The organism is Labilithrix luteola (assembly GCF_001263205.1).
In the GTDB taxonomy this organism is placed as follows: domain Bacteria; phylum Myxococcota_A; class Polyangia; order Polyangiales; family Polyangiaceae; genus Labilithrix; species Labilithrix luteola.
This window is the reverse complement of the sequence record NZ_CP012333.1, coordinates 5,027,750-5,045,780: the sequence shown is the minus strand read 5'-3', so window position 1 is coordinate 5,045,780 and position 18,031 is coordinate 5,027,750. Positions and strand designations below refer to the sequence as shown.

At 66.5% G+C, this 18,031-nt stretch carries 17 protein-coding genes and 1 pseudogene; 11 read left to right on the top strand and 7 right to left on the bottom strand.

What is annotated here, in order from left to right; genetic code table 11:
* The first annotated feature begins 59 nt into the window (after window positions 1–59).
* From AKJ09_RS22275 to AKJ09_RS22255, 4 genes and pseudogenes are all read left to right on the top strand, one after another.
* Window positions 60–587, top strand: coding sequence for a hypothetical protein (locus tag AKJ09_RS22275; RefSeq protein ID WP_146649224.1), 528 nt, complete (start codon window positions 60–62; stop codon window positions 585–587).
* Window positions 584–2,067, top strand: a pseudogene (locus AKJ09_RS56205) (serine/threonine-protein kinase). Before AKJ09_RS22275 ends, AKJ09_RS56205 begins: the two are co-directional and overlap by 4 nt.
* Window positions 2,068–2,072: 5 nt before the next feature.
* Entirely contained in the window at window positions 2,073–3,104 is a 1,032-nt protein-coding gene (locus AKJ09_RS22260; RefSeq protein ID WP_146649221.1) for a tetratricopeptide repeat protein, read from the top strand.
* Window positions 3,105–3,234: 130 nt separating this feature from the next.
* Window positions 3,235–3,696 carry a hypothetical protein gene (locus AKJ09_RS22255; RefSeq protein ID WP_146649220.1) on the top strand — a complete coding sequence of 154 codons (462 nt, stop codon included), beginning with the start codon at window positions 3,235–3,237 and terminating at the stop codon, window positions 3,694–3,696.
* A gap of 72 nt (window positions 3,697–3,768) precedes the next feature.
* Here AKJ09_RS22255 and AKJ09_RS22250 read toward each other — a convergent pair whose 3' ends face one another.
* On the bottom strand, window positions 3,769–4,872 hold the full coding sequence (locus tag AKJ09_RS22250) for a serine/threonine-protein kinase (RefSeq protein WP_146649219.1): 1,104 nt from the start codon (window positions 4,870–4,872) through the stop codon (window positions 3,769–3,771).
* A 20-nt stretch (window positions 4,873–4,892) separates the two neighbouring features.
* On the opposite strand from AKJ09_RS22250, the gene AKJ09_RS22245 reads away from it, so the two are divergent.
* On the top strand, window positions 4,893–5,915 hold the full coding sequence (locus AKJ09_RS22245; protein ID WP_146649218.1) for a sigma-70 family RNA polymerase sigma factor: 1,023 nt from the start codon (window positions 4,893–4,895) through the stop codon (window positions 5,913–5,915).
* Here AKJ09_RS22245 and AKJ09_RS22240 read toward each other — a convergent pair.
* On the bottom strand, window positions 5,902–6,855 hold the full coding sequence (locus tag AKJ09_RS22240; protein WP_169927751.1) for a ligand-gated ion channel: 954 nt from the start codon (window positions 6,853–6,855) through the stop codon (window positions 5,902–5,904). The two genes, AKJ09_RS22245 and AKJ09_RS22240, sit on opposite strands and share 14 nt — an antisense overlap.
* Window positions 6,856–7,174: 319 nt before the next feature.
* Here AKJ09_RS22240 and AKJ09_RS22235 point away from each other — a divergent pair, with 319 nt between their 5' ends.
* Entirely contained in the window at window positions 7,175–8,512 is a 1,338-nt protein-coding gene (locus AKJ09_RS22235; protein ID WP_169927750.1) for a serine/threonine-protein kinase, read from the top strand.
* 1 nt (window position 8,513) lies between these two features.
* Here AKJ09_RS22235 and AKJ09_RS22230 read toward each other — a convergent pair whose 3' ends face one another.
* Entirely contained in the window at window positions 8,514–9,656 is a 1,143-nt protein-coding gene (locus tag AKJ09_RS22230) for an acyl-CoA dehydrogenase family protein (RefSeq protein WP_146649215.1), read from the bottom strand.
* A gap of 131 nt (window positions 9,657–9,787) precedes the next feature.
* On the opposite strand from AKJ09_RS22230, the gene AKJ09_RS22225 reads away from it, so the two are divergent.
* Window positions 9,788–10,510, top strand: coding sequence for an HAD family hydrolase (locus tag AKJ09_RS22225; RefSeq protein WP_146649214.1), 723 nt, complete (start codon window positions 9,788–9,790; stop codon window positions 10,508–10,510).
* Here AKJ09_RS22225 and AKJ09_RS54345 read toward each other — a convergent pair whose 3' ends face one another.
* Genes AKJ09_RS54345 through AKJ09_RS22215 form a run of 3 tightly spaced genes read right to left on the bottom strand, consistent with a single transcriptional unit; the run spans window position 10,511 to window position 13,459 of the window.
* Window positions 10,511–11,185, bottom strand: coding sequence for an SLC5/6 family protein (locus AKJ09_RS54345; RefSeq protein WP_205633769.1), 675 nt, complete (start codon window positions 11,183–11,185; stop codon window positions 10,511–10,513).
* 20 nt (window positions 11,186–11,205) lie between these two features.
* Complete coding sequence (locus tag AKJ09_RS54340; protein ID WP_205633768.1) at window positions 11,206–12,339, bottom strand: sodium:solute symporter family protein; 1,134 nt, start codon at window positions 12,337–12,339, stop codon at window positions 11,206–11,208.
* Between the two features lie 22 nt (window positions 12,340–12,361).
* On the bottom strand, window positions 12,362–13,459 hold the full coding sequence (locus tag AKJ09_RS22215) for an alpha/beta hydrolase (RefSeq protein ID WP_146649213.1): 1,098 nt from the start codon (window positions 13,457–13,459) through the stop codon (window positions 12,362–12,364).
* Window positions 13,460–13,710: 251 nt separating this feature from the next.
* Between AKJ09_RS22215 and AKJ09_RS22210 the strand changes: the two genes are divergently transcribed.
* Window positions 13,711–14,073: a peptidylprolyl isomerase gene (locus tag AKJ09_RS22210; protein WP_240488553.1), complete on the top strand. Its 363-nt coding sequence runs from the start codon at window positions 13,711–13,713 to the stop codon at window positions 14,071–14,073.
* Window positions 14,074–14,097: 24 nt separating this feature from the next.
* Here AKJ09_RS22210 and AKJ09_RS22205 read toward each other — a convergent pair whose 3' ends face one another.
* Window positions 14,098–14,562, bottom strand: a complete 465-nt coding sequence (locus AKJ09_RS22205; RefSeq protein ID WP_146649211.1) for a hypothetical protein — start codon at window positions 14,560–14,562, stop codon at window positions 14,098–14,100.
* Between the two features lie 227 nt (window positions 14,563–14,789).
* Here AKJ09_RS22205 and AKJ09_RS22200 point away from each other — a divergent pair, with 227 nt between their 5' ends.
* The 3 genes from AKJ09_RS22200 (at window position 14,790) to AKJ09_RS22190 (ending at window position 18,031) form a co-directional block, all read left to right on the top strand.
* Window positions 14,790–16,391 (top strand): FMN-binding glutamate synthase family protein, encoded by a 1,602-nt coding sequence (locus tag AKJ09_RS22200; protein ID WP_146649210.1) that lies wholly within the window; start codon window positions 14,790–14,792, stop codon window positions 16,389–16,391.
* Window positions 16,392–16,526: 135 nt separating this feature from the next.
* Complete coding sequence (locus AKJ09_RS22195) at window positions 16,527–17,174, top strand: RNA polymerase sigma factor (protein ID WP_169927749.1); 648 nt, start codon at window positions 16,527–16,529, stop codon at window positions 17,172–17,174.
* Window positions 17,171–18,031, top strand: a complete 861-nt coding sequence (locus AKJ09_RS22190; RefSeq protein ID WP_146649208.1) for a tetratricopeptide repeat protein — start codon at window positions 17,171–17,173, stop codon at window positions 18,029–18,031. Before AKJ09_RS22195 ends, AKJ09_RS22190 begins: the two co-directional genes overlap by 4 nt.

Genomic DNA, 18,031 nt, shown 5'->3' with positions numbered 1-18,031 from the left:
ACGACGGCATCGCGCAGTGCGATGTCCTCGATGTCCTCGGTTCAGGCCTCGGAGGCACCGTGAACAGCTGGTTCGTGTCGGTGGAAAAGGGCGGGCCGCTCGGTCCGGTTTCGATAGACGTCGTCGTTCGGGCCTTGCTCGCAGGCAACGTCTCTCCCCATGCCCAGGTTGCGCTCGGTTCCCCCAACGCCGAGTGGCGGCCGATCATGAGCGTGCCCGAGGTCATCGCGGCGGTGTCGGTCGCGGGAAACATGGCGGCCGAAGAGCTCGCCCGGACAGCCAGCACCGTCTATCTCGGCCCGCACCTGAAGAGCACGGTCCAGCTGCCGCCGAATCTCGCTCTGGCCGAAGCCAAGATGAGGCAGGACACCGAGATCTCGCCGAAGCCAAGCATTCCTGCGCCGCCCCCCCTCCCCACGTCGGGTCCCGCGCCGGCGCCCGCGGCCAAGGCCGACGCGACTACGCCGAAGGCTCCCGCCGTCGATTCGAAGCTCCGCATCGTCCTGCCAGTCGGCATCTTCGGTGCTTTCGCCGCCGTGGCGGTTCTCGAAATGTTCGTGGTCCTCGCGACGCGCGGGATCCCGTGAACACCGTCGTCGTCCCCAACGCGCCACCTCCCATCATCGGCAACAAGTACCGACTCGGTCGGATTCTCGGGGCAGGCGGCATGGGCTTCGTGCACGAAGCCGAACACATGGCGCTCGGCGAGCGCGTCGCCCTCAAGTTCCTGAGGCCCGAGTGCTCGGCCACACCGGAGAACGTCGAGCGCTTCCTCCGTGAGGCGAAGAGCCTCTTCAAAATCAAATCCGACAACGTCGTGCGCCTGCTCGATGTCGATGCGCCAGCGGACTGCGCGCCCTACCTGGTGATGGAATTCCTCGACGGCGAGCCCCTCGGGCGCGTGCTCGATCGCCACCCGCGTCTCGAGGTCTGCGTCGCCACCGAGATCGTGCGCCAGGTCTGCTCGGGCCTCGCCGAAGCCCATCGGATCGGCATCGTGCATCGTGACGTCAAGCCGCAGAACGTGATGCTCACGACGAAGTCCGACGGCACCGTGCTCGTCAAGCTCGTCGACTTCGGCATCGCGTTCGGCGCGGCGAACGAGCTCACGAAGCGACTCACGATGACCGAGGCCGTCATCGGAACGCCTTCGTACATGTCCCCGAGCAGCTTCGCTCGGCGCGTGCGACCGACGAACGTAGCGACGTGTTCTCCGTCGGCGTCATGCTCTACGAGGCGCTCACCGGGAACCTCCCGTGGGACGCGGATTCGCCCGGCGACCTGATTTTCCGGCAGTTCACCGAGGCGGTGCCGGTCAGCGCGTTTCCCGAGGGCGTACCGCTCGCCGTCGCCAAGATCGTCATTCGCTGCCTGGCGGTCGACCCCGCGGAGCGCTTCGCCGACGCCGGTGAAGTGGCCTCGGTGCTCGAGCACTACGCCCGTCCGATCGACGCTGCCACGCTTCTTTCGAAGGTCGATGCCGCGCCGGTTCTCCCCCCTGCGAACCGCCCTTCGCAAGACGCGCGGCCGTCGCCGGCGAGCTTCACGTTTGCGCGACACAAGATGCTTTCGACGGGCGGACGAACGGCGTTCGAACGTCACGAGCTCGTCCCGCGCGGCTCGGGAGAGGCCCCGGCGGCACCGATGGCCCACGTCCCGACGCTCACTCCGACGTCTCCAGCAAGCGATCGTCACGGCCGCGCACTCTTGCTTGCCACCCTCGGCGGCACGGCGGCTCTGCTCGTGGTTCTCGTCGGGCTCGTCGCGTTTTCGCTCGGCGCGAGCCGCACGGCGGCCCCCGTTGCCACGGCACAAGCGGTCAGCGGTCACGGCCTCGTCACCCCGCCGCCGGCGCCGACCCTGATCACGGAGCCGATGCCGAAAGTTCAAGCGCTTACGCCGACCTCGCAGCCGTCCGCGGTCTTGACGCCTCCGACGTTGCTCACTCCCGATCCGCCAGCTACACCTCCGCACGCGACGGCCCCCAAGGCATCCCCCGGCCGAGCCCCCGCGCGTGCGGGCACGAACTCCAGCTCCGGCTCTCTCTATACCGACACGAAGTGGTGAATCCGATGCGCACTCGATTCTGCCTCGCCGCCGTTGCCTCCGTCCTCGTCCTCGCCACGCCGAATTTCGCGGCAGCCCAAGGCCCCAACGAACGCGCGGCAGACGCGGCGTTCCAGGAAGGGCGGACCGCGCTCGAGAAGGGCAACCTCCTCGAGGCCTGCACCAAGCTCGCGGAGAGCGATCGCCTCGCCCCGTCGGGCCGCGCGGTGCTGAACCTCGGTGACTGCTACGAACGTCGCGGCATGGTGGCGAGCGCGTATTCGAGCTTCCTCGAAGCTGCCGCGCGCGCCGTGCAGGCCAACCGACCGGACGCGGAGCGCCACGCTCGCGAGCGTGCATCGCGTCTCGAAGGTCGCCTTCCTCGCGTCAGCTTCGTCGTTCCCAAGAGCGTCTCCGCGCAAGGCCTCGAGGTGAAGAAGGACGGTGCGGTCCTACCTCCGTCGTCGTGGAACACGCCGGAACTCGCTGATCCGGGGACGTCACACACGTACGAAGCGAGCGCGCCCGGCAAGTCCGCCTTCGTCGCCACGGTCACGGCCGAAGAAGGCAAGACGGCGCGCGTCGAGCTGAAGTGGCCGGAAAACAACAACGCGGTCGCCGCTGTCCCTGCTGCTGCTGCTCCGGCGGGCAACAAGACGGCGCGCATCGAACCGGTCGGCACGACGGCGTCCGACAGCTCGTCGAGCAACGGCTCGCGCACGCTCGCGTACGCCGCGCTCGGCGTCGGTGCAGCGGGCGTCATCGTCGGCACGATCGGCGGCCTCCAGGTGCTGAGCGCGAAGAGCACGGTCGACTCCGGATGCGCCAACGTCAACGGCGTGAAGACGTGCAACAGTCAATCCGACGTCGACGCAGCCTCGAGCGGTAAAACGTGGTCGGTGGTCTCGCCGATCGCGTTCGGCGTCGGCGCGCTCGGTCTCGGCGTCGGCGCGTACCTCTTCTTCCACAATCGCGCCAAGACGGAGAAGCAGGCCTTCATGCTGGCGCCGAGCATCGGACAGAACGGCGCGGGCTTCGCAGCCGCCGGTCACTTCTGAGCGCCAATCGCGCTCTGCGGCGCGCGAACTTTGCGACTCGCACGCGGTCGCGGCGTCAGCTCGACGAACGGTGGTGCTGATCCAAGGCTCGAACAGGTCGGGCCGACAGCGCCTCCGATGAGGTGATGCAATGGCTACCAAGGCGGATTTCTCGAACGAAGAGTGGACGAAGCTCACGGAAGCCCCGCTCCTCGCGGGCATGGGCATCTCGCTTCTCGACATGGGCGTCGTCTCCTTCGCGAAGGAGCTCCACGCCATGATCAAAGCCGTCGTCTCGGCCAAGGAGAGCTACGCGGGCAACGCGCTCGTGCACGCCATCATCGCGGACTTCGAGAGCAAGTCCACGGACACGCCGCCTGCGGCTCCCGAGAAGAAGACGTCGGACGGCATCCTCGCGGACCTTGGCCATGTCGTGGCGATCGTCGACGCGAAGGCAGGCGCGGACGAAGCCCGCGGCTTCAAGACATTTCTCTTCGGCATCAGCGAGCAGGTGGCGGGCGCCTCAGGCTCCGGCTTCCTCGGCTTTGGCGAGAAGATCAGCGACGACGAGAAGGCCTACCTCGCCAAGCTGAAGTCGACCCTGTCGGTCTGACGCCCTCCCTTCCTCCCCTTCTCCTTCGGGAGAAGGGCTGGAGGAGGCGGTCGCTTCTTTATCGGGAGCGGCTCACCGCGCTGCATGCATCAGGACGTCGAAGACCTGTCGAAGTGTCGGACGGTCGCCGCGCTCCTTGGAGAGCATGGCGCCGACGAGGTTCGACACCGCCCGCGGCACATGCGGGGCGCGTGACGAAAGCGGTTCGATGCTCGGGTTGGCGATGGCCCGAAGCATCTGCGTGAGGCTGCGTGCGTCGATGGGACGCGCGCCCGCCAGGCATTCGTAGGCGATGACGCCGAGCGCCCATACGTCGGTTGCCGAATCGACCTCCAGGTCACCAGCGACCTGTTCGGGTGACATGTAGTGAGGTGTTCCGAGCACCATGCCTTGGCGCGTAAGCTTGCCGCTCGCGGCGGTTGCCCCTTCGCTCGCGGTGAGCTTCGCCAAGCCGAAGTCGACGACCTTGATGCGCGGGGAAAGCAGATCGATCGACGCCGGGTTGCCGAGCAGAAAGACGTTGTCCGGCTTGAGATCGCGGTGAACGACACCGAACGAGTGCGCAGCCACCGTGGCGGCCACCACCTGCAGGAGCACGCGTGCCGTCTCACGCACCGGCCACCCATGACGCCACTCATGATCATCGCTCAGCCAACGCGAGAGCGGAGCGCCGACGAGCAGCTCCATCACCATCGCGGTCGTGTTGGACGCGGCGATCTCGAACACGTCGTAGACCTCGACGATGTTCGCGTGCCTGAGGGCCGCCGTGACGCGCGCCTCACGGAAGAAACGACGCGCCGTGTTGGGGTCGTCCGACCGTAACAGTTTGAGCGCGACGGGCCTGCGCATGACGACGTGACACGCCTCCCAGACAACGGAGGAACCTCCCTCGCCGACGATCTTCTCGAGTCTGTATCGTCCACCGAGGACGTCACCTGGAGCAGGCAGGCGCGCGCCGGTTCGCACGGACGCTTTTGCCTTGGGCGCCGCGCGAACGACCACGCGCTCTTGAACGGGCGGCGCGGGTCGACGGGAAACCGTGCGGGCGACCTCCCCCACCAGCATCCGGCAGGCCGAGCAGCGGTCGACATGGCCTTGGACAGCCGCATTGGCGGCCACCGAAAGACGGCGCTCGAAGTATGCGAGAACCGTGTTGTCGTCCAGGCAGCCGCTCATGGCTCGTGTAATGTAGTCGCGTGCTTGCGAAAGTCATGGTCGGCCGCGCAAAGAACTCGAAGACCGCGCTGTCTTCGATCGCGGAGCTGGACTCGCTCGCGACGAACCTCGTGGCTCGCGCGCGCAAGGCATGGCCGGACATCGATCTTCGTGACGAAGCATTCGTCGAACACGTCACCGATCGCGTCGACGACGCCGAAGACGTCGCGATCGCTCTCGACGAGCTCCACGCCTCCGATCTGTGGCTCGCCCTCGCCTGCGGCCTCGGCAAGAAGAAGGCTCTCGCGAAGCTCGACGAGCAACTCGTCCCGCTGGTGACCGAGGCCCTCGCGCGCATGAAGGAGAAGGTCTCGCGCGAAGACATCGCGCAGCTCCTTCGCGAGAAGCTCCTCGTGAGTCGTAACGGCGAGGCGCCGAAGATCCTCGAGTACTCGGGTCGTGGCCCGCTCCTCGGATGGATTCGCATCGCCGCCGTGCGCCTGGCCATCAGCTCGACGCGCCGCGGAGACGTCGCCGCCATGCAGCCGGTTACCCGCGAAGTTCTCGCGCTCGTTCCCGGCGCCATCGACCCCGAGCTCGATCACCTGCGCGCGCGGTATTCCCACGACTTCAAGTGGGCCTTCGAGAAAGCGCTCGCCGGCATCACGGTCGAGGAGCGCAACATTCTCCGCATGAGCCTGGTCGACGGGCTCTCGATCGACGAGATCGGAACCATCTTCGGCGTTCATCGAGCCACCGCCGCGCGCATGCTCCAGCGAGCACGAAGCGAGGTGCAGGAGAAGACGCGCGAGATCCTTCGCGGCAAGCTGCGAGTCGGCACCGTGGAGCTGCAGAGCATCATGCGGTTCGTACGCAGTCATCTGGATCTCTCCATCCAACGACTGCTGACAGCCGAAGAAGCCGAAGAAATGTCGACGTCGACCCGAACCGCCAAGTCCGAGTCGACGAAGACGCGCCGGGTCCCTTTCACCAAGACGGGCGCCAAGAAGTCCGCCAAGAAGTCCGCCAAGAAGACGAGCGCGCGCGAGGTCAAACGACCTTGAGGAACACGCTGAGCCACGCCACGAGCGCGAGACCAGGGACCGCGCCACCGGCGATCAGGTAAGCGAGCTCGGCGAACTTCTCGTTCTTCTTCTCGTCGAAGCGCACGATCGCGACGGCGAAGAAGATGTTCACGAGGTAGACGAAGTACGTCGCGAGCATGAACTTGTCCATGCGCGTGAGATAGCCGAGCGGCGGAAGCGACGACGTGGCCGAGAGGTGGAACATGACCACCGTCATGAGTCCGCCGGTGGCTGCCGTGAGGCGCCCGGCCGCGCTCTTCGCCTTGAGGAGAAGCGTGAAGCCCGCCACGAAGATCATGAAGAAGACGGGCACGAGCGTCTTGAAGAACGACGCGAGGACCGGCCGCGCGATCGGAAGATCGAACGAAGCTTCTTTGAACTCGAGGCCGCCTTCGAGCTTGTGCGTCACGACACGCGGCATGAGGACCGTGTCGACGTTCCACCCTGCAAGTCGTATTTCTGGGTTCACCGACGGCATCTTGAACTGCGTGAGGAGCGCAGGGTCGCTGACGTAGGTGACGTCGTCGTCCTTGTCGGTCAGCGTGATCGGAAGCGTGTGCTTGTCGAAAGGGAATTCGGAGAGATCGACGTTCGCCTCGAGCTCCGCCTTGACGCGGAAGATCTTGAGGGTCGGAAGGTCGGCCACCTTCTCCTTGCTCACGACCTTACCGTTGGACACGTCCGGATCCGTTACGCACGGCTCGGTGTCACACCCGGTAAAGACGAAGAACTCGGAATTGAAGGTTCCGGGGCCAATCTCGAACTTCGTCAGCTTGTCGAGGACGACCGCAATCTTCACGGTCCGAGGACCGAGTGCGGGTTCTTCGGCCGCCTGTTTGGCTTCCGGCGCCTTCTTGCCTTCGGCCGCCTTGCTTTCGGCAGCCCACGAGACGCCGCTGAAAAGCTGAAGAAATCCCATCATAAAGAGCGCAAGGGCCCGGAGGAAACGCCCCGAACTAGCAAGGGAACTAGGGATGGTGGCACGCATGAGAGACTCCTCGTGACGGCCCTCGAAGGGCGGAACACGGGATTGACGCGACCACACGGGCCGAGTCGCATAGAAGTGCTAGGAACTCGTGGGCCGGCGTAAAAACGGCGCCAAGCCGTCCGGCTCATTCGGATCACCGTCGCTCGCAGCGCCTCTCCTCATGAACGCCGTACCGCGTCCACCGAGTCCTCCGAGTCCTCCGTGTCCTCAGTGCGGGCACCCCGTCGATCCTCGATCGGGGCGCTGTCCCGTGGATGGGCACCTGCTCGATTCGGTTCTCGCGGTCGCGCCAACCGTGACGCCCACGGTCGGACCTCGCAGCGAAGTCATCCTCGATCTCGTCGGTCGCAAGCTCGGGAAGTACGTCGTTCGTGAGCTCATCGGACAAGGCGGCATGGCCACGGTGTGGAGTGCCGTGCACGAGGAGCTCGGCGGAGTCGTCGCCATCAAGCTTCTCGATGCGCGCCTCCTCGACGGCGACGCACCAGAGCGCTTCCTGCGCGAGGCTCGTGTCAGCGCCCAGCTCAATCACGATCACGTCGTCAAGGTGATCGACTTCGCGAGGGATCCGGAGTTCGGCAGCTACATCATCATGGAGCGGCTGACCGGGCACCCACTCGATCGCGTGCTCGCTTCGCAAGGCCCGCTCGAGGAACGACGCGTCATCGCCTTGGCCATGCAGATCGCCGATGCGCTCGGCGCCGCGCACGAAGCCGGCATCGTCCATCGCGATCTCAAGCCGGGAAACGTCTTCCTCACGCGTGCGCTCGGAACCGAGGTCGTCAAGGTGGTCGACTTCGGTATCGCCGGCGTCTCCGCGGAGCGCACAACGCTGCTCACCCGCTCCGGCGCGATGTTCGGAACTCCGCTCTACATGAGTCCCGAGCAGTGGGACGGCGTGCAGGTCGGTCCCGCAAGCGACATCTACTCGCTCGGCGTCGTGATGTTCGAGATGCTGACCGGCCGCTTGCCCATCGCCGCCGGCGCGCTCACCGAGATGGCGAAGAAGGTGGCGCTCATGGAGGCACCTTCGATGCTCACGGTGCGCCCCGATCTCTCGCCCGAGCTCGACGCGATCGTCCTTCGATGCCTCCGCAAGCACCGCAGCGAACGCTTCGCCAGCATGCGGGAGCTCGCCGAAGCCCTCCGCAACGTAGGAGCGCCGCGCACGTCGCGAGTTCCGCCGGCCGCTTCGATTCCTGCTCCGGCGCGCATCGCTCCGGTCGAGAAGAACCACAAGCTCGTCGTCGCCACCGTCGGAGGCCTGATTGCGCTGGTGGCGTTGCTCGCCATCGGGCTCACCGGCCTGCATCGGAGCAAGCCCACGGAGAGCGCACCAACGCAAGGCTTCGGTCTCGCACCAACGCCTCCGACCACGCCGCTGTCGACATCTCCGCCGACGACCGCGTCAAGCGAGGTGACGCCGCCACCGACGATCTCGGCCTCGGTTCCCCCTGCCCTCGCGACGACTCCACCGCCGGCGAAACCGAACGTCGCTGCCGCCGCCGCTGCGCCGACGTCGAAGCCCGCCTCGAAGACGAAGGCGAACGGAACGTCGACGGCCGGGATCTACACGGAGAAGTGGTAGCTCAGTAGCCCTCGGTCTTCGCGATGATCTCGTTCATGATCTCGCGCGTCCCGCCGCCGATCGGATAGAGACGCGCATCGCGATAGAGGCGCTCGACGAGCACTTCGCGCATGTAGCCGCTGCCGCCGTGGATCTGCACGGCCTGATCGACGACGAACGAGCACATGTCCGTGGCCGCGTTCTTGGTCATCGCCGCAAGACCGGGCACCTGCTCGCCGCGCACGTGGCGAACGGCACACTCCGAGACGAGCGCACGCGCCGCCGCAAGCTTCGTGACCATGTCGGCGAGCTTGTGACGGATCACCTGGTGGCCCATGATCGAGCGACCGAAGGCGTGACGGTCGCGCGCGTAGGACACCGATTCGCGATAAGCGAGCTCGGCGATCGCCACGCACTGCCCGGCGAGGAACAGGCGCTCGGTGGCGAAGTTCAGCATGATCGCCAGAAAGCCGGAGTTCTCCTCGCCAATCAGATTCTCGACCGGTACGCGGCAGCCCTCGAACGAGAGCTCCGCGGTGTCGCTCGCCCACCACCCGGTCTTCGCGAGCTTCTTGCTCACGGAGAAGCCCTCCGTCCCGCGCTCGACGACGAGAAGTGAAATGCCGCCGTGCCCTTCTCCCCCCGTGCGCACAGCAACGGTCACGAGGTCCGCGCGGCATCCCGACGTGATGAATGTCTTGCTGCCGTCGACCACGTAATGTGAGCCGTCGCGCACGGCCTTCGTCCGGATCCTGGCCACGTCGCTCCCTGCCCAGGGCTCGGTGATGGCGAGCGCGCTGATCTTCTCGCCACGCAGCACCGGTGTGACGAAGCGCGCCTTCTGCTCGTCGCTGCCGAGTCGCACGATCGGAGGCAGCGCGATGCCGTGACTGCCGAGCCCCACGCACGTGCCGACAGAGCGGCCCGCGAGCACCATCTCTTCCGATGCCACGAGCGCGTGCGTGATGTCTCCGCCGGCTCCGCCGTAGTCTTCGGGATACGAAACCCCGAGAAGCCCGGCCTCGGCGGCCTCGCGGTAGAGCTCGCGCGGAAACTCGTTGGCCTCCTCCCACGCATGCGCATGAGGCGCGATGTGCTTCTGCGAAAAGCGGCGAGCCGTCTCACGAAGCTGCGTGTGCTCGTCCGTCTCGAACAGGTAGGGCATGACGACGATGATGCTACAGCGCAACTCGGTTGCGCTGATTGAATTGGGCCCCGAAATCCAAGGCCCGTGCAAGTTGTCGCCGCAGTAATATGTTCGACCCGTCCCAGGCGTCTCTCACGAGGTCGAACTTCATGCGTTCCGCGAGCTCCACGACCCCCACCGTCCTGCTCTTCGACATCGACGGCACCCTCATCCTGACCGGCGGAGCGGGTCGACGGGCCATGACGGCGGCGTTCGCCGACGTGCATCGCAATGGTGAGGCATGCTCGCATTTCTCTTTCGCCGGCATGACCGACCGCGCCATCGTGCGTGAAGGCCTCCGCGTGATCCATGCCGCCAACGGGGGCGGAACGCCCGACGAAGCTGGCATCGACGCCGTGCTCGAAGCGTATTTGAAGCGCCTCGCCGACGAGGTCGCGCGCGCCGGGAGCTATCGCGTGCTCCCCGGTGTGGAGGTCTTGCTCCAATCCTTGCGAGGCGAACCAGGCCTCGCGATCGGCCTCGGCACGGGCAACGTGCGGCGCGGAGCGATGACCAAGCTCGCTCGCGGTTCGCTCGACGTGCACTTCGCCTTCGGCGGCTTCGGTTGCGATGCCGAAGACCGCGCCGAGCTCTTGCGCGCCGGTGCACATCGCGGCGCCGCGGCACTCGGCGTGCGCATCGAGGAGTGTCGCGTGGTCATCATCGGCGACACGCCCAAAGACGTCGCCGCGGCACTCGCGATCGACGCCGTCTGCATCGGTGTCGGTACCGGCGGTTTCGCACCGGAGGAGCTGGTCAAGCTCGGCGCGAAGACCGCCTTCGCCACGCTCGCCGAGAACGGTGCGCGTGAGGCACTCCTCGCGTCGCCGTAGTCAGGGTTCGGCGGCAGCGCCCTCGTCGTGTGACGTTTCGGCCCAAAGGCGTCGAACCACGGTGATCAGGACGAGGCCGCTCGCCAGCGCGCACGCGGTCATGATCGTGGCATAGAAGGTGCGCCCGTAGAGCCAGTTGCCCACGGAGAAGAGGCTCGACCAGACGAGCACGCAGCCGCTCACCCATCCGCAAAGAGCGAGAGGAATGTTGCCTCTCGCGCGCGGATCGTCGGCGGGAATGCCCGCGAGCTTGCGCACGCGCGCCCAGCCCGGGCCGAAGGGGCGAACGCGCTCGTAGAAGCGCACGAGCACTTCATCGCTCGTCTGTGGCGCGAGGAAGGCCGCTGCCATCCATGCCGACGTGGTGACGAACACCGTGATGACGAGCGCCACGTGCGTGCTGAAGACGGTGCCTCGATGCGACAACACGAGGAACACCGCCGAGACGACGAACGAGCTCGCCATCGCCACGACCTCGCACCACGCGTTCACGCGCCACCAGAACCAGCGCACGAGATAGAGCGGCCCGGTTCCAGCCCCGATCTGCAGCACGAGATCGAAGGCACCCTTGGCCGAGTCGAGGAGGAACACCACCGCGCACGAGAACGCGAAGAGGAGCACCGTGGCCAGACGCCCCGCCAGCACGTAGTGACGCTCGTGCGCGTCCGACTTCACGAATCGCCGATAAAAGTCATTCACGCAATACGAGGCCCCCAATTGAGGTGCGTGAGAATCGTCGACGAGTTCGCCGCGACGAGACCGCCCACCATGAGGCCGAGAAACCCGGCGGGCAGGAACTTGAGCATCGCCGGGTAGCCGATGTCGTGTCCGACGAGCTTCGGATCGACGTGCGGGAACGCTCTCTGGATGTCGGCGAGCTCGGGATAGACCACGATCGAGGCGAGCCCCACGAGGATCCAGGGCCACGGGCGAAGCACGTAGTGCGCGACGTTGAAGAAGAGCACCGCGCCCAGCGCGTCTTTCTCCGACTTCGATGCCAGCATGCGCTGCGCGATGTAGCTTCCGCCGCCGGGCTCGGAGCCGGGATACCAGACGGCCCACCACGCCACCGCGAGTGGCATGACGAAGACGGCGAGCGCGAGATCGCGGTCGTCTTGGAAACTGGGGAGGATATCGAGATAGTGCACACCTCCCGGACCGCGAAGCGACGAGAGCTTGCTCATCAGCCCCGAAACGCCGCCAACCTGAGGAAGCGACACCGCGAAGTAGGCCGCGGCGATGACGGCGGTCATCTTCACGAAGAACTGGATCATGTCGATGACGAGCGCGCCCCACAGCCCGGCGTGCATCGCGAAGGCCACGTTGAGCGCGCCGACGACGAGGAGCGTCTGCCAGCGATCGAGCCCGAACAAGACCGCGGCGATCTTGCAGGCCGCGAGGTTCACCGTGGCCATGATGATGCAGTTGTAGAAAAACCCCAGATAGAGCGCGCGAAAGCCACGCACGACGCGCGCAGCCTTTCCCGAATACCGAAGCTCGTAGAACTCGAGATCGGTCATCACGCCCAAGCGCCGCCACAGCCGCGCATAGAAGAACACGGTGGCGATGCCCGTGAGCACGAACGACCACCACGCCCAATTTCCAGCGACGCCCTGACGACGAACGATGTCGGTGACGAGGTTCGGCGTGTCGCTGCTGAAGGTCGTGGCGACCATGGAGAGGCCGGCGAGCCACCACGGAACGGAGCGCCCCGAGACGAAGAACTCGGAGGTGTTCTTCGAGGCGCGCTTTCCGAAGAACAGCGCGGGAACGAAGCAGACGACGAGCGAGAGCGCGATGATCAGCCAGTCGATGGCAGCGAGACGCACGTGGATGCCCCCGCGCTCGAGGCTACCGGCCCTGCCCCACCTCGACAATGCGCGAGTCGCGCACGCCCTCGCGTAACGCCAGGCCGGTCTCGTGGGCCATGCGCTCGGTGGCCTCGAGGCACGCCTTCGATACGCCCGTGATGCACGCAAATCCGTGGAGCAGCGAGTCGAAGCAGACGAGACGGCTCGATACGCCCGAGCTGACGAGTCGCTCGTGGTACTCCGCGCCTTCGTCGCGAAGCGGATCGAAGCCGGCGGTGTAGACCAGCGCAGGGGCGACGCGCGAGACGTCTTCGGCGAGGAGCGGCGAGAAGTCGGGCTCGAGGCGCCGCGAGACGAGACCGTAGTGGTCGTAGTACCAGTCGAGCATCGTCTTCGTGAGGAAGTAGCCTTCACCGAAGAGCGCGTGCGAGCGCTGGAGTCGACGCGCATCGACCGCGGGATAGATCAAGACCTGGAGCGCGGGCCTTCGGGCGTCGTCACGGGTGTGGCGAGCAACGTTCGCCGAGAGGTTCCCGCCCGCGCTGTCGCCCGCGACGGCCAGGCGCGCCGCGTCGATCCCGAACGAGGCCGCTTTCGTGGCCAACCACCGAAACGCCGCCACCGCATCTTCGACCGGCGCCGGATAGGGATGCTCGGGGGCGAGGCGATAGTCGAGCGAGACGACGCGCGCCCGTGCACCGAGCGCGAGCCTTCGACAGAGCACGTCGTGCGTGTCGAGGTCGCACGTCACGAAGCCCCCGCCGTGCAAGTAGAGGATGGCCGGCGACGGAGCGGTGAGCGCGCGCGGAACGTAGAGGCGTGCCGGCCGATCGCCCGCCGGACACGGAATGGACAGCGCGCGCGTGTCGACCCCACCAGGAGGCGCCGCTTCACACGCGAGCACCTGGCCCATCATGCGTGCGCGTGCTTTCGAGGGTACGAGCCGCGAGAGGTCCGAGACACCGAGCAGGTCGTCGATGCCCAGGAGCGCTGCGAGCTGCGGATCGAGGCGCTGCCCGTCGACGGGGAGTGAGCGCTTGCGGGCGAAGCGCGCGCGGAGGCGCGGCGAGTCGAGGACGGCGCGAGCTCCCTTTTGCTCCACGAGAGCCCGAGCGCGCATCGCGAGCGGCAAACGCATTCCTCAGTCATAGGGCCGATCGGCGGTCATCGGCAATCCACGCCCGTGATACCGTTCTTCAAACGGACATGCTCGAAAACGCTCGCTTCGGACTCGCTGTCGCTCCCAAGGCATACGTTTTGGCTCTCGCTTTCGGTCTCGCTTTGGGCCTCGCGTCCTCGGTGGGAGCGTGCGGCGGTACGAGGTCGACGCTGCCCGAGTCCAAAACGGCGCAGCCGACCTTCGATTCGCCCGCCGACAAATGCCTGGCCGTGGCGGACGCGAAGCGCCAGCGCCATCCCGACGAGCCCGCGAAGATCACCGCGAAGCATATTCTCGTGAAGTACGCGGGGGCGAAGAAGGCGCCCGAGAGCGTCACGCGAACGCGCGAGGAAGGGTGCCTTCGCGCGCAAGAGGCCCGCTCGAAGCTCGAACAAGGCGCGTCGTTCGCGGACGTCGTCAGCGAGTACAGCGAGGAGCCCGGCGCAAAGTCACGCGAGGGCTCCGTGGGTACGATTCAGCGCTCCGACGTGGTTCCCCAATTCGCCGACGCCGCGTTCGAGCTGAAGCCCGGAGAAGTGAGTCACGTGGTGGAGACCGACTACGGCTTCCACGTCATCATGCGCACCGAATAGCGCCACGCGCTCACGGTTCACTGCTCACTGCGCTTCGCAGTGCCCCCCTCGATCGGGGTTGCCGTCGTGGAGGCAGAGATAGCCATCCGGGCAGTTGTGGGCGTGCTTGATGAAGCCTCCGCAGGAGATGTCCGCGGGCTGCACCATCTCGCATTTTTTGGTGGCGAAGTTGCACTGCGCGACGCGCGTCTCGAGCACACGGTGCTGAGGACAGATGTGGCTCTTGCTCTTGCAGACGGCGGACTTCGCGTAGCTCTTGGTCTTGGACTTGTTGACCGCGACCTCGGTCCCGTCCGGACAACAGCCGCCCTTGTCGACGGCCACGCAGTCCGAGTCGTCCTGGCACGCGAACGTGCTCGCGCTGAGCGCATCTTCCCCGCTGACCACGTCACCCTCGTCCGCGGACGAGGTATCGGCCGCGCACGCTGCCACCGATCCGGCGGCGACGAAGGTGAGCGCGAGAAGCGAAACAATCTTCGGAAGCGACATGGCGAAGCCCTCCCCGAAGTGTCGACGCCAGGAGAGCGCCGCGACCACCTTCGGCGGGCTCCTTCCTGACATCCCGCCCCCGCGTAGGCCACTGTGTTCTTTTGCAACACCTCATGGGACTATGAAATCATTCTATTTCAGCATCTTTCTGGGCAACGCCTCCCGGCCCTTTCCCATCGGGATAGGTGCGTATGATGTGGCGCCGCACGTTCGCGGCGGAGTCCAGCATGTCCCCCCGCCATCTCTTCTTCCTCGCCTCGATCGGGGTCTTCGCACTCGTCTCCCTGCTCGTTTGGGCGTCGCCGATCGCCGGGATCGCCGTATCGGTTCCCACGACCGCGCTGTTCCTGCTCGGCGTCTACGACCTCCTGCAGACGAAGCACGCCGTCCGCCGCAACTTCCCGATCATCGGGCGACTCCGCTACCTCTTCGAGTCGATCCGGCCGGAGCTGCAGCAGTACTTCGTCGAGTCGAATGCCTCGGGGCGCCCCTTCAGCCGTGACCTCCGCTCGCTCGTCTACCAGCGCGCGAAGAACGTGACTGACACGGTTCCGTTCGGCACCGAGAAGGACGTCTACGAGGTGGGCTACGAGTGGATCAACCACTCGCTCATGGCCAAGCACGCGCCTCACGAAGCTCCGCGCGTGCGCATCGGTGGGCCCGACTGCAAGCAGCCCTACGACGCGGCGCTCTTGAACGTGTCGGCGATGAGCTACGGCTCGCTCAGCACGAACGCGGTGCGAGCGCTGAATCGCGGCGCGAAGATCGGCAAGTTCGCCCACAACACGGGCGAAGGCGGTCTCTCGCCGTATCACCTCGAAGAGGGCGGCGACATCGTCTGGCAGCTCGGCACCGGCTACTTCGGATGCCGCGATCGGCAGGGAAATTTCGAGCCTTCGAGCTTCGCCGAGAAGGCTGCCCACCCCAACGTGAAGATGATCGAGATCAAGCTGAGTCAGGGCGCCAAGCCCGGGCACGGCGGCATTCTCCCGGCGCGTAAGGTGACCGAAGAAATCTCGCGCATCCGCGGCGTGCCGATGGGCGAAGACGTCATCTCGCCGCCTGCGCACGGCGCCTTCAAGACGCCCCTCGAGATGTGCACCTTCATCGCGAAGCTGCGCGAGCTCTCGGGCGGTAAGCCCATCGGCTTCAAGCTGTGTATCGGCAAGCGCCGCGAGTTCTTGGCCATCTGCAAGGCCATGCTCGAGACCGGCATCACGCCGGACTTCATCACGGTCGACGGAGGCGAAGGCGGAACGGGCGCGGCGCCTCTCGAGTTCTCGAACGTGGTCGGTACGCCCCTCACCGAGGGCCTCGTCTTCGTGCACAACTCGCTCTTGGGCGTCGGCCTGCGCGATCGCATCCGCGTCATCGCGAGCGGTCGCGTGGTGACGGGCTTCGACATCGCCCACAAGCTCGCGATCGGTGCGGATCTCTGCAATTCGGCGCGCGCCATGATGTTCGCGCTCGGCTGCATCCAGGCGCAGAAGTGCAACACCAACACGTGCCCCACGGGAATCGCCACGCAGGATCCCGAGCTCGTCCGCGGCCTGGTCGTGGACGACAAGGCCTCACGTGTCGCCAGCTTCCAGAAGAACACCGTGAAGGCCTTCACCGAGATCCTCGGCGCGGCTGGCCTCTCCACGCCGGGCGAGCTCCGACCGTGGCACGTCCACCGGCGCGTGAGCCCCACGGAATCCAAGCATTACGGAGAGATGTACGAGTACTTGAAGAGCGGCGCCCTCCTCGGCGTCGATCTTCCGGCCTCCTACGCTCGGGCTTGGAAGGCCGCGCAGGCCGCCAGCTTCGAGTCGGTCGTCAGCGATTGAGCCGAAACGGCACCGCGAAAATCGACCCAGCGCGGTGATCGATTCTCGCGGCTCGCGCACACCAGAGCGCGAATTGCGGAGCAAACACCACCTCCGTTTGCGGACATTCGCGGCGGAGCGCTATCAACCATGACGATGACGGCTGCGAGAGGACCGCTCTTCGTCGCGACGGACGACGCGGTGACGCCGGATCCTCGGAAGGATCCGCTCTTGCCCGTCCTCGAACGCGCGCGTTCGGGCGATCGCACGGCTCTGGGAGAGCTGCTTCGTCAGGTGTCTCCGACGGTTCTTCGTGGCCTGCGATCCATGCTCGGAACCACCGACACCGATGACGCCCTGCAGGAGTCCTTGCTCGCCTTCGTCGACGCGCTCGATGCGTACCGCGGAGAGACGAACCTGCGAAGGTATGCCCTGCGCATCGGGATTCGGACTGCGCTTGCGGCTCGCCGTCGTGATCGCGCACGCAGCGGTTTGTTCGATGACCACGTGCGAACGAGCGAGCCGCTCAACGCTCCTCCGACCACGCCGCCCGAAGAGTGGACCGCCCTCCGTCAACGCGAAGCGTTCCGGATACTCCTCGATGCCCTGCCCGAGCCGCAGGCCGAGGCCCTCGCCCTCCGCGTGGTCTTCGAGTACTCGCTCGACGAGATCGCGCAGGTGAGCGGCGTGCCCATCAACACGGTGCGGAGCCGGGTTCGGCTCGCGCGCGAGGCGCTTCGTGCGCGCATCGAAGCCGATCCAGCGCTCAAGCAGCTGCTCGAGGTCGAAGAGGTGGCGTCATGAAGGCACGCGATTCGGACGCCACGCAGCTCGAGCGGACGGTGGCGCGCGCGTTCGAGCATGCGCCCGAGCTCGCCCCCCAATCGACCGACGCGGCGAGCATCGAAAACGCCATCGGTCGAACGCTGGCGTCGGTCGGCAATCGACCGGTGCTCGCGCCTCGACGAACGCCGTGGGTCACGTACCTGGCAGCCGCAACGCTCGCGGTGGGTGCTCTTGCTTACGCAGCGGAGTACCGCTCCGGGCAGCCGGTCGCCGCCACGCCCCCCGCCGTTTCGCCGGCCGCCGTCGATCGGCCCGCGTCTCCGCTCGGCGCGAATGCGAACACGAACGAACCGCGCATCGCGGAGACGACGGCGGTCGAGACTCCACCCGCGATCAGTGCCAATGCTCTGCCGGAGGCACGGGTGGAGGAGCCTCGCCGGCAAGCGATCCGCGCGATCCAAGCGCCCCCACCTCCTCCATCCGCCGAGGTCGAGCTCTCGGCTGCCGAGCTCTTCGCGAAGGCGAACGAAGCTCGACGGGCAAACGAGACGTCTCGCGCCGTGGGCCTCTATCGTGAGCTCCAATCGAAGTTCGCGAGCAGCCGCGAGGCGTCGACGTCGCGCGTCGCCCTCGGGCGGCTCCTGCTCGATCGCGAAGGGAAGGCCGAGCAAGCTCGTCCGCTCTTCGAAGCGTACTTGGCGAGTGAGCCCTCGGGCTCGCTGGCCGAAGAAGCGCGGGTCGGGCGAGCCCTCGCATGCATGCGCTTGGGCGACGCTACGGCCGAGCGGGCGGCGTGGAGAGACCTGCTCGAACACCACCCGACCTCCGTTCACGCCGATCGCGCGCGGCAACGTCTCGTGGTCCTCGGCGACTGA